Annotated in this window: 12 protein-coding genes and 1 pseudogene; all 13 read right to left on the minus strand. The window is 56.0% G+C overall.

The genetic code is table 11. From position 1 onward, the window contains the following. Positions 1–128 precede the first annotated feature (128 nt). Positions 129–671 (minus strand): alpha/beta hydrolase YcfP, encoded by a 543-nt coding sequence (ycfP, locus tag DOU50_RS14395; RefSeq protein WP_008500781.1) that lies wholly within the window; start codon positions 669–671, stop codon positions 129–131. Positions 672–705: 34 nt separating this feature from the next. Further along, the gene (gene nagZ / locus DOU50_RS14400; protein ID WP_148769628.1) at positions 706–1,731 is read right to left on the minus strand and encodes a beta-N-acetylhexosaminidase; all 1,026 of its coding nucleotides are present in this window, start codon (positions 1,729–1,731) and stop codon (positions 706–708) included. A gap of 11 nt (positions 1,732–1,742) precedes the next feature. Further along, positions 1,743–2,567, minus strand: a complete 825-nt coding sequence (gene thiK / locus DOU50_RS14405; protein ID WP_148769622.1) for a thiamine kinase — start codon at positions 2,565–2,567, stop codon at positions 1,743–1,745. Beyond that, positions 2,548–3,195: a penicillin-binding protein activator LpoB gene (gene lpoB, locus DOU50_RS14410; protein WP_024909035.1), complete on the minus strand. Its 648-nt coding sequence runs from the start codon at positions 3,193–3,195 to the stop codon at positions 2,548–2,550. Before lpoB ends, thiK begins: the two co-directional genes overlap by 20 nt. 10 nt (positions 3,196–3,205) lie before the next feature. Then, on the minus strand, positions 3,206–3,580 hold the full coding sequence (locus tag DOU50_RS14415) for a YcfL family protein (RefSeq protein WP_024909034.1): 375 nt from the start codon (positions 3,578–3,580) through the stop codon (positions 3,206–3,208). Position 3,581: 1 nt separating this feature from the next. After that, positions 3,582–3,941 (minus strand): purine nucleoside phosphoramidase, encoded by a 360-nt coding sequence (gene hinT / locus DOU50_RS14420; protein ID WP_006809243.1) that lies wholly within the window; start codon positions 3,939–3,941, stop codon positions 3,582–3,584. Positions 3,942–4,188: 247 nt separating this feature from the next. Continuing rightward, positions 4,189–5,622 carry a PTS glucose transporter subunit IIBC gene (gene ptsG, locus DOU50_RS14425; RefSeq protein WP_023311158.1) on the minus strand — a complete coding sequence of 478 codons (1,434 nt, stop codon included), beginning with the start codon at positions 5,620–5,622 and terminating at the stop codon, positions 4,189–4,191. 297 nt (positions 5,623–5,919) lie between these two features. Next, a complete protein-coding gene (locus DOU50_RS14430) occupies positions 5,920–6,714 on the minus strand; it encodes a metal-dependent hydrolase (RefSeq protein ID WP_032650858.1) in 795 nt (264 codons plus the stop codon). 10 nt (positions 6,715–6,724) lie between these two features. Then, positions 6,725–7,729, minus strand: a complete 1,005-nt coding sequence (gene holB / locus DOU50_RS14435; protein WP_148769623.1) for a DNA polymerase III subunit delta' — start codon at positions 7,727–7,729, stop codon at positions 6,725–6,727. Then, entirely contained in the window at positions 7,726–8,367 is a 642-nt protein-coding gene (gene tmk, locus DOU50_RS14440) for a dTMP kinase (RefSeq protein ID WP_148769624.1), read from the minus strand. Before tmk ends, holB begins: the two co-directional genes overlap by 4 nt. Continuing rightward, positions 8,357–9,379 carry a cell division protein YceG gene (yceG, locus tag DOU50_RS14445; protein ID WP_032650855.1) on the minus strand — a complete coding sequence of 341 codons (1,023 nt, stop codon included), beginning with the start codon at positions 9,377–9,379 and terminating at the stop codon, positions 8,357–8,359. The genes tmk and yceG overlap by 11 nt, the downstream gene beginning before the upstream one ends. 2 nt (positions 9,380–9,381) lie before the next feature. Next, positions 9,382–10,191, minus strand: coding sequence for an aminodeoxychorismate lyase (pabC, locus tag DOU50_RS14450; protein ID WP_148769625.1), 810 nt, complete (start codon positions 10,189–10,191; stop codon positions 9,382–9,384). A gap of 120 nt (positions 10,192–10,311) precedes the next feature. Beyond that, positions 10,312–10,630 (minus strand): annotated as a pseudogene (locus DOU50_RS14455) (beta-ketoacyl-ACP synthase II); the annotation flags it as partial.

The following is a 10,630-nucleotide window of genomic DNA, read 5'->3' on the forward strand; positions in this document are numbered from 1 at the left end:
GTCAGGCGCATTGGTCATACCAAAATTGATATGCATCAAGTTTTGATGGCTTAAAAGTAGACAATTCTGGTCAAAAAGAAAGCCCGGTACGCTTTCGCGGCCGGGCTTTGATGCCTGCGGATAAGGGATTAACCCAGCGTTTTAAACGCTTTGATACGCTGCAGATGCGGGGAGATGTTCTTGAACTTGTGGGTCTGTTCTTCGTCCCAGACGATCTCATAGTAATGATGCAGCAGTTCTGCTGCCCGATGGCTGTTGAGCGCTTCATCATTACGTGAAAGGATCACCAGGCAGCGGTCGCGGTTTTTCTCACGAAAATTGCTGACGCACTTGGTCGCAATATCGACATACTCTTCCGGGCGGTCAATTTTGCCTTCCATGTTCTCGTTCGGGAACAGGTTAGGATTGAACACCACCTGGCGAATGTCGCACAGGAAGCCAATCCGCTCCGCCCAGTAGCCACCCAGCCCCACGCCGCAAATAAGCGGCCGATCGTCGACGTTGAGCTGCAACATCTTGTCCACCTCTTTGAGCAGATGCTGCATATCATGCTTCGGATGGCGCGTGCTGTAGCTGATCAACCGTACATCCGGATCGATAAACTGCAGCTGCAGCACCTTCTCATGATTACCAGGACTGTTTGAGTCAAAACCGTGTAAATAGATGATCATCGTCTTCTCACCACGCTACGCCTTCCGGGAGGGTTTACAGGCTGGCTTTATATGCCTGCCAGCGCTCATTCAGGTCTTCAAGCCGGGCGTTGACCGTCTTCCAGCGCGCCGAATCCATCAGCTCCTGACGGCTAAATGAACCTTTATGATACAATTGTGTAACACGCTCTGCATTGATCGGCGACAGGTTATCCAGCACGCTCACGGCACCTTTACGATTATTGCAGACCAGGATCATATCGCAACCTGCATCCAGCGACGCCTGACCGCGTTCAGCGTAGCTGCCCATAATCGCCGCCCCTTCCATCGATAAGTCGTCAGAGAAGATCACGCCATTGAACCCCAGCTCCTGACGCAGAACGGTTTTCAGCCAGTGCGGAGAGCCGCTGGCAGGGCGCGGGTCAACGTCGCTGTAAATCACGTGCGCAGGCATAATGGCATCAAGCTTGTTGTCGGTGATCAGCGACCTGAACACCGACATATCTTTGGCGCGAATTTCCGCTTCCGGGCGCGGATCGCGCGGGGTCTCTTTGTGTGAGTCCGCCGTCACCGCGCCGTGGCCCGGGAAGTGTTTCCCGGTGGTTTTCATTCCGGCATCGTGCATACCGTCGATAAACCGGGTCGCCATGGCCAGCGCAATACGCGGATCTTCATGGTATGAACGCTCGCCAATGGCGGCGCTGATATGCCCCACGTCCAGAACCGGGGCAAAACTGATGTCGATATCCATGGCGATCATTTCGCTGGCCATCAGCCAGCCGGCCTCCTGCGCCAGTTTCCCCCCCTCTTCCGTGCCTAACAGCGCGGCAAAAGACTGGGCAGCCGGCAGGCGGGTAAACCCTTCGCGAAAACGCTGCACGCGGCCGCCTTCCTGATCGACGGCGACCACCAGATGATTGCGCGACGCGGCGCGGATCTGACGCACCAGCTCACGCAGCTGCGCCGGATCGTGATAGTTGCGGGTAAACAGGATCAGGCCACCCACCAGCGGATGCGCCAGAATTTCACGCTCCTCCGCATCCAGCTCAAACCCTTCTACATCCAACATGACTGGACCCACATCCACCTCTCTTATCCTTTCGTTTGTAACTGACGCCAGGCATCGTCTGCCAGCGCAATAAAGTGTTTGTCTCTGGACTGGCGATAGCGCATTTCAAACCAGCCAGCCATTAACATGACGACCCAGGGTCGCCAGCATCTGACCTGACGCCTCAGCGCCTCGGGGTCAATATGAGCCACCTGGGCGTAGTCCCTGATGAGCATTTGCCGCGCGGCGTCACTCTCCGTCCAGACTGCCGCCAGTTCCAGCGCCACATCGCCATCTCCGGCATACTCCCAGTCGATAAGCCTGATGCCCGCTGGCGTATGCACAATATTTCCGGCATGAACATCCATGTGCAGCGGCGAGAGCCGAATCGGCTGCGGCTCGCCCGTTTTACGCAACCGCTTGAGATGCGCCAGCCACACTGGGGTGCGTCTGTCAGGCGCGGCCTGCTGCCAGTAGCGTTCCAGCAGCGGGTATAACGTGATTCGCCATCCCAGACGTGGCTGCCGGTGCAGATGATACAGCATCGCCGCGAGCGCCGGCGTGTCCGGCAGCGCGCTTTTCACGTCACCGTCCAGATAGTCGACGGCCATCCAGCTCTCTCTGAAAAAACGGGGGGCAGGCACGAGATCTGACGGAAGACGCCTCAGGGTGCGAAACTGACGACGGAAATGGGAGGCGGGCGCATAGGGGTCGTGATGTTGCCGCAAGACCAGACGTCGTTCGCCCTGCGCTATAATGCAACTCGCGCCGCCAAGCCCGGAGTGGGCCTGCGGCGCGATAAGGCGGTGCTGAGGAAAATAGCGCGTCAGAATCTCTTCACGCGTGCTGTCATTGTTGCGTAACCGCACCTTTACCTGACCAGATAATTTCGCCTGTCTGAACCAGCATCAGCTGCATCTGCAGGGCTGGGGTATTCACGTTACCGGTGGCGTTAGAGTAAAGCACATACTGTGCGCCAACGTTACGGGCAATGCCGATCGCCTTGCTGCGTGTGCCGAGACTATCCTGCGGCGACAGGCCCAGCTGCTGTTTAGCTACCGCGAGCTGCTGAGCCGAGACCAGCGTAAACTTGCCGTTGTTAGCCAGAGCATTGCGCAGGGTTTCTGTCGCTTCGCCCGCGTTCAGTGAACCGTTGGTACGGTTGTTGACGCTGTCGACCAGCAATACGCTGCCCGCCGTCACGCCCTGCGCCTGCAGCATTTTACCGACCATCGGCTGCATTGCCCCGTTCCAGTCGTAGTGGCGCACGCGCGGTGCAGGCTGCGACGTCTGGTCCGGATGCTCAATCGGGCCAGGCTGCGCCGGTATAGACGGTACGGACGGCACGGTTGGCTGCGGCTGCGTTGGCTGCGTCGGCTGTTCTGTGCCCGGTTTCGCCTCTTCCACAGGCGCAGGCTGTTCAGTTCGGGTCACACACCCTGCCAGGAACAGCGCGAAAGCTGTCACGAGCGCATAGCGGCTCAAGTTTTTAATCAAGGTTCACCCCTCAGAGATAAAGATAAAGTCTCACCTTATGCGCACCCAGATAGTTGGCGCTGCCATAGAGCGTTACCGACGACCTGGCCGGAATGGTGACGCTGCGCGGCGCCTCCAGCGGATGCATTTCGAGACCTCTTACGTCATACCAGAAAAAACGGTAGTGGACCGTCACGGGTTCGTGTCTTTCATTAAAGAGCGTAGAGGAGGCAGATGAGTTGATTTCACTGATGGTCAGCGCAGGCTGTTGCGCCGTGATGCCCGCGGCAAGCACGGAGGATTCCATGACCAGCGTCTGTTCATCGTTCACGGGGATCGCCGGGCGCGTGCTGCACCCCACAATCATCATCGTCACTACCAGCGCTGCAATACGCCCTTTACGCATGTCAAAGACCTTTATGTGCCAGCATCGGCCCCAGAGGACGTCCACCCAGCAGATGCATGTGAATATGATACACTTCCTGGCCACCATGACGGTTGCAGTTCATGATCAGACGGTAACCGTCTTCTGCAATCCCTTCCTGTTCAGCGATTTTCGCGGCCACCGTCAGCATACGACCTAACGCCACTTCATGCTCGGTTTTTACGTCGTTTACAGTCGGAATCAGAATATTGGGAATGATAAGGATGTGCGTCGGGGCCTGAGGGGAAATGTCCCGGAAAGCCGTCACCAGTTCATCCTGATAGACGATATCCGACGGAATTTCGCGACGGATAATTTTACTGAAAATCGTTTCTTCAGCCATGACCTTTTCCTTTTTTGTTTAATCTGGCGCAATGCGTCCGCTGTAAACACACTCCCGGGATCGGTGTGTGACACAATTCAAGAGTATGAGCGAGTTTCTCCTGTCCTTTCAACCTCCTCCCTCGATTTCTTTCCTGAATGTTCATCAGCTGAGTGAAGAGTGACCGCTTGCGCGTCTCAGTGGCGTTTTTTGCGACACAAATAAAAAAGGCAGCCATTCGGCTGCCTTAGTCTCCCCAGGTCACAACTTAGTTGCTGCGGATGTACTCATCCATTTCGGTTTTCAGGTTATCGGATTTGGTACCGAAGATTGCCTGTACACCAGAACCTGCAACAACTACGCCCGCTGCGCCCAGTTTTTTCAGACCCGGCTGGTCTACTTTCGCGACGTCGGCAACGCTCACACGCAGACGAGTGATGCACGCGTCCAGGTTAGTGATGTTCTCTTTACCACCGAACGCGGCAACCAGTGCAGGAGCCATTTCGCTGGTCGCGCCAGCTTTGCTGTCTTCTGTCGCATCTTCACGGCCTGGGGTTTTCAGGTCCAGTGCTTTAATCAGCACGCGGAAGATGGTGTAGTAAACAACGGCATAGCACGCACCGACGATTGGGAACAGCCACAGTTTGCTGCTGTTACCGGACAGAACGATGAAGTCGATCAGGCCGTGAGAGAAGGACGTACCGTCACGCATACCCAGCAGAATACAGATTGGGAACGCCAGGCCCGCCAGAATCGCGTGGATAACGTACAGGATCGGCGCAACGAACATGAAGGAGAACTCGATCGGCTCGGTGATACCGGTCAGGAACGAGGTCAACGCTGCGGAGATCATGATACCGCCCACTTTTGCACGGTTCTCTGGCTTCGCAGAGTGCCAGATAGCAATCGCCGCTGCAGGCAGTCCGTACATTTTGAACAGGAAGCCACCAGACAGTTTACCTGCAGTTGGGTCACCCGCCATGTAACGTGGGATATCGCCGTGGAATACCTGGCCTGCTGCGTTGGTGAATTCACCAATCTGCATCTGGAATGGAACGTTCCAGATGTGGTGCAGACCGAATGGCACCAGGCAACGCTCGATGAAGCCGTAGATACCAAACGCCACAACCGGGTTCTGGTAAGCAGCCCACTGAGAGAAGGTCTGGATAGCGGAGCCGATTGGTGGCCAGATGAAGGACAAGATCACGCCAGTGAAAATCGCTGCCAGACCAGAGATGATCGGAACGAAACGCTTGCCCGCGAAGAAGCCCAGATACTCAGGCAGCTTGATGCGATAGAAGCGGTTGAACATATACGCTGCAATCGCACCGGAGATGATACCGCCCAGAACACCGGTGTCCGCCAGGTGTTTCGCGGCGATCTCTTCTGCCGGTAAATGCAGAACCAGCGGCGCAACCACAGCCATGGTTTTCACCATGATGCCGTAGGCAACCACTGCAGCCAGAGCAGAAACGCCGTCGTTATTGGTGAAGCCCAGAGCCACACCGATCGCGAAGATCAGCGGCATGTTAGCAAAGACAGAACCGCCTGCTTCGGCCATCACGTGGGAGACTACGGCTGGCAGCCAGCTGAAGTTAGCAGAACCGACACCCAGCAGGATACCTGCAATAGGCAGTACGGATACTGGCAGCATCAGCGATTTACCGACCTTTTGCAGGTTAGCAAATGCATTCTTAAACATAATTGAGAGTGCTCCTGAGTATTTGTGCTTTTTTTACGCTTTCACGCATTGGCCCGGGGGGAGTACCGTGCCGTGGACAGGACATCTAAGCGCCCTTTATTTATTACACAGAGTAAAATAATTCCCTCTGAGTTTGTTTGACGGCTATCACGTTTCAGCTTAAGGCGGTCGAAAAACTTTCAGTTATTTACAAAAAGCATGTCCGGATGTGTCTAAAAACACCCTCACCGCCCCAAATGAGGCGGTGAACTTTACTCGCTTTACTTATTAATTACGAGCCTAAAAAAAACAGGTGTATCAGACAGATTGCAGGCGGGCGGGGTCGATATGGAACAGCGTGGAGAAGTTTTCCGTCGTCACGCGGGCCAGCTCATCAATGCTGACGCCCTTCAGTACGGCCATGTACTCAGCCACATCTCTCGTCATAGCGGGCTGGTTCTCTTTACCGCGATGCGGTACCGGTGCGAGATACGGAGAATCGGTCTCCACCAGAATGCGATCGAGCGGAACATAACGTGCAGCATCACGCAGCTGCTCAGCGTTACGGAACGTCACGATCCCCGAAAACGAGATATAAAACCCCAAATCAAGCAGCTTACCCGCCGTTTCTCTGTCTTCTGTGAAACAGTGTAGTACGCCACCGCAATCCGTCACGTTTTCTTCCCGGAGGATCGCCAGGGTATCCGCACGCGCGTCGCGGGTGTGGACGATAACCGGCTTGTTCAGCTCCCGGCCAATGCGAATATGGTTGCGGAAGGACTCCTGCTGACGCGGTTTGGTTTCCGGCGTGTAAAAGTAGTCCAGCCCGGTCTCGCCCATCGCCACCACGCCCTCTTCTGCTGCCAGTTGGCGCAGATCCTCAACGTCGTACGCCTCGTCCTGATTCAACGGATGCACGCCGCAGGAGAACACCACGTTATCGCGAACGCCCACCAGCTCACGCATGGAGCGGTAGCCCGGCAGCGTGGTTGCCACCGCAAGACAGAATTTCACATCGCGGGCAGCGGCTTTTGCCAGCACGTCATCCACGTTTTTATGCAGGGATTGATAATCCAGGCCATCAAGATGGCAGTGTGAGTCGACTAAAAACATAATGTCTCTCTCAGAGATGGGAAACAGGCGGTGTGAAGCCGGGTTGCAGGTAATGTTCGATACGCAGTAACTGGCCGGTCAGTAAAAGCTCGCGATTAAGGCCCGTCACGGTTAAAAGCTGTTCTCGGCTCTGGCAAATTTCATGAAGCATCGCATGAAGAATCGTCCCTGAGAGGCGGTTCGCCAGCGTATTCACCAGCGACCACGCATCCGGGTTGGTCAGCAGCGTTGCCCCTTGCTGAGTTTTGAGTGCATCCAGCAGCAACGAGGCCAGCCAGTGCAGACGCTCAACGACCCGATCGCTGTTAAGCGCAGGCAATACGCTTAGCCAGTCGTGATTATTCAGTGCCGTTTCAACAGCCCGGCAGAGCGTTTCTCGCTCTGACCAGACGTCAGGCTGCAGTAATGCCAGCGCCGCCGCGGGCGCGCCGCTGCTCAGGCGCAAGGCGGTCAGCGCACTCTCAGGTGACGTTGTCACCTCACGCTCAAGCCAGCTCAGCGCCCACGATTCCTGGGGCACCGCCAGGTGATGAAGACGACAACGGCTGCGCAGCGTCGCCAGTAATCGTCCCGGGTCACGACACGAGAGGAAAAACCACGTTTTAACCGGCGGCTCTTCCAGGGTTTTCAGCAGGGCGTTAGCCGCCGCCTCGGTAAGCTGTGTGGCGTCTTTGAGCCAGACCACTTTAGCGCCGCCCAGTCGCGCGTGCTCGTACAATTTTTCACTGACTTCCCGCACAGCATCAATACCGAGCGCGCTTTTGCCCTTCTCAGGCTCGAGGGTGTAGTAGTCAGGATGCGTGCCCGCCTGCATCAGCTGACAGCCACGGCATTTACCACAGCTCTTGTGCCCTTCCGGCTGCTGACACATCAGAAAACGGGTGATGGCATAAATCAATGCATCATCGCCCATTCCCGGCAATGCCTGAATCAGTAACGCATGATGCCCCCGCCCCGCCTGATAGCTGCCGATCAGCTGTTCAAAGTGCGGGCGCAACCATGGATACCATTTCATGCCTGCTGCTCCTGCACCCACAGCGTCACGGTTTGCTGAATGTCACGCGTCACCTCATCCAGGGATTGCGTTGCATCGATGGTACGAATGGAACTGTCCTGTGCGGCCAGCTCAAGATAGCGCGCACGGGTGCGGTTAAAGAAATCAAACGACTCTTGTTCAATGCGGTCGAGCTCGCCGCGCGCGCGGGCGCGTTTAAGACCCACTTCCGGGGTCACATCCAGATAGAGCGTCAGGTCGGGACGAAAATCCCCCAGTACGGCATTGCGCAGCGTTGCCAGCATGGTCTGGTCAATACCGCGTCCACCGCCCTGATAAGCCTGAGTCGACAGATCGTGACGATCGCCGATTACCCACTTGCCATCGGCCAGGGCGGGTTTGATCACCGTCTCAACCAGCTGTACGCGCGCCGCGTAGAACATTAACACTTCGGCTTTGTCAGTGATAACTTCGTCGCCGACGGATTTAATATCCAGCACCAGGCTGCGCAGTTTCTCCGCAAGTTGCGTACCGCCCGGCTCGCGGGTGAAGACCATGTCGGCGACGCCAAGCGATTTCAGCGTATCCACCACCACGTTGCGGGCGGTGGTTTTACCCGCCCCTTCGAGTCCCTCAATGACAATGTATTTACTGCGCATTTTTTTCCTTAAGTGCCTTCAGATAGTCCTGAACAGAGCGATTGTGGCTGGCAAGGTTGGTGTTAAAGGTGTGTCCCCCTTTTCCATCAGCCACAAAATAGAGATACGGTGTTTTCGCCGGATGCGCGGCGGCTTTAAGCGACGCTTCGCTCGGCGTGGCAATCGGACCTGGCGGTAATCCGCTAATCACGTAGGTATTATACGCCGTTGGCGTCTCCAGATCTTTTCTTGAGATCTTGCCGGCATAGCTCTCGCCCATGCCGTAGATAACGGTAGGGTCGGTTTGCAGACGCATGCCGATGCGCAGACGGTTGATAAATACTGACGCCACCCGATCGCGCTCGGCGGCAACGGCGGTCTCTTTCTCGATAATTGAGGCCATGGTGACAAACTGGTTTTGATCTTTATACGGCAGCCCGTCCATTCGCCCTTCCCAGGCGGCATCCACGGCGGCGACCATTTTTTTGTGCGCCCGCTTAAGAATCGCCACATCGGTCGTGCCTGCGGTATACATCCAGGTATCCGGCCAGAACCAACCTTCCACCCACTCAGGATGCTCAAACTTGAGCACGTCGGCCACCGTCTGATAGCTGTCATCCTTCAGGGTATGCTTAATATACGGCGCATCGCGCAGCTGTTTGAGGTAATCGCTCAGGCGCATCCCTTCCACAAATCGCAGGGGGAACTGGGCTTCCTTGCCGCTTTCCAGCAGCTGCAGCATCTCTCTGACGGTCATTCCCGGCGTAAAGCGATAGGTACCGGCTTTGAAATGTGACAGCTCAGGCTCCACGCGCAATAACCACTGGAATACCCGTGGACGATTGATAATCTTGTCGCCATAGAGCTGTTCCCCAAGCGCCTGGCGGCCGGTTCCCGCTTTCAGGGTAAAGATCGTTTCGTCTTTAACCAGGATCTTGCTGTCAGCCAGCTGGCGAACTTTCCATACGCCAGCTCCGCCAGCGACGCCCAGCGCAACGATGAGGATAAGGACAAAGCGCAACATTTTTTTCATGACTATCTGGTTTGCTCACATATCGGGGCTAAAAACTGAAACAGCTCGCGCGAAGACCAGCGTTGTTGGCCATACGCACGGACGGGTATAACAGGCATCAGCGCATTGCAGATGATGACTTCATCGGCAGTCTGTAGCGCGGCTTCTCCTGCGCTAACTTCGACAACGTGAAAGCCAGAGCGTGCCAGCTGTTGCAGACAAAACTGACGCATTAACCCATTTACGCCAGCGTGTTCCAGCGACGGAGTGAACACCTCTCCCCCCTGCCGCCAGAGTAAATTAGCCGCACAGCATTCCGTAATGAACCCTTCGCTGTCAAGAACCAGCGCCTCTTCGGCGTCCGTCTGTTCAAGATGAGTACGAATGAGCACCTGCTCGAGGCGATTGAGATGCTTAAGCCCGGCCAGCATCGGGTTCCGTCCCAGTCGAACCGGGCTCAGCGTCAGCGTGACGCCGTCTTCTCGCCAGCGAGAATAATGCGCAGGATAAGCAGAAACGGAGAGAATACGCGTTGGGTTGATACACGATGCGGCGCTGTAGCCCCGGCCACCACTGCCGCGACTGATGATGACTTTGAGTACGCCGGTGTCCTTCCCGGTTGCCAGCTGGCACATTTCCTGGCGCAATATGTCCCAGTGCCTAAAGGGAATCATTAACTTTTCACAGCCATGCTGCAGACGTCGAATGTGCGCCTCCAGCAGGCAGACATCGCCATCCAGAATGCGCGCCGTCGTAAAGCAACCATCACCGAACTGTATCGCCCTGTCGCTGGCAGGCAGCGTGTCCTGCTCAAGGCCATTGATTAAAAACATGGTGGCTCCTTATGCGTGGGCATTTAGTCTGGCAGGATGTCATGCAGCCGACAAGAAGATTAGGCTTAATAAAAAAGGCCCGGCAAGCGGACCTTTTTAAAAGCTATCGGGACGTCAGGATCAGATCTTTTTGAAGATCAGAGAACCGTTGGTACCGCCGAAGCCGAAGGAGTTACACAGGGTGTACTCCATACCGCTAACCTGACGCGCTTCGTGAGGAACGAAGTCCAGATCGCAACCTTCATCCGGGTTATCCAGGTTGATGGTTGGTGGAACAGCCTGATCGCGCAGCGCAAGGATGGAGTAGATTGACTCTACTGCACCCGCCGCACCCAGCAGGTGACCGGTCATGGATTTCGTGGAGCTCACCATTACGCGGCTGGCAGATTCGCCGAAGATAGACTTAACCGCCTGAGCTTCCGCTTTATCGCCTGCTGGC

The organism is Enterobacter sp. C6 (assembly GCF_008122455.1).
Taxonomy (GTDB): domain Bacteria; phylum Pseudomonadota; class Gammaproteobacteria; order Enterobacterales; family Enterobacteriaceae; genus Enterobacter; species Enterobacter pseudoroggenkampii.

Excerpts from the sequence above, each read along its gene's own strand:
- DOU50_RS14415 (WP_024909034.1), bottom strand. The coding sequence starts at position 3,580 with ATGCGTAAAGGGCGTATTGCAGCGCTGGTAGTGACGATGATGATTGTG.
- pabC (WP_148769625.1), bottom strand. The coding sequence starts at position 10,191 with ATGTTTTTAATCAATGGCCTTGAGCAGGACACGCTGCCTGCCAGCGAC.
- holB (WP_148769623.1), bottom strand. The coding sequence starts at position 7,729 with ATGAAATGGTATCCATGGTTGCGCCCGCACTTTGAACAGCTGATCGGC.
- yceG (WP_032650855.1), bottom strand. The coding sequence starts at position 9,379 with ATGAAAAAAATGTTGCGCTTTGTCCTTATCCTCATCGTTGCGCTGGGC.
- DOU50_RS14430 (WP_032650858.1), bottom strand. The coding sequence starts at position 6,714 with ATGTTTTTAGTCGACTCACACTGCCATCTTGATGGCCTGGATTATCAA.
- tmk (WP_148769624.1), bottom strand. The coding sequence starts at position 8,367 with ATGCGCAGTAAATACATTGTCATTGAGGGACTCGAAGGGGCGGGTAAA.
- ycfP (WP_008500781.1), bottom strand. The coding sequence starts at position 671 with ATGATCATCTATTTACACGGTTTTGACTCAAACAGTCCTGGTAATCAT.
- ptsG (WP_023311158.1), bottom strand. The coding sequence starts at position 5,622 with ATGTTTAAGAATGCATTTGCTAACCTGCAAAAGGTCGGTAAATCGCTG.
- hinT (WP_006809243.1), bottom strand. The coding sequence starts at position 3,941 with ATGGCTGAAGAAACGATTTTCAGTAAAATTATCCGTCGCGAAATTCCG.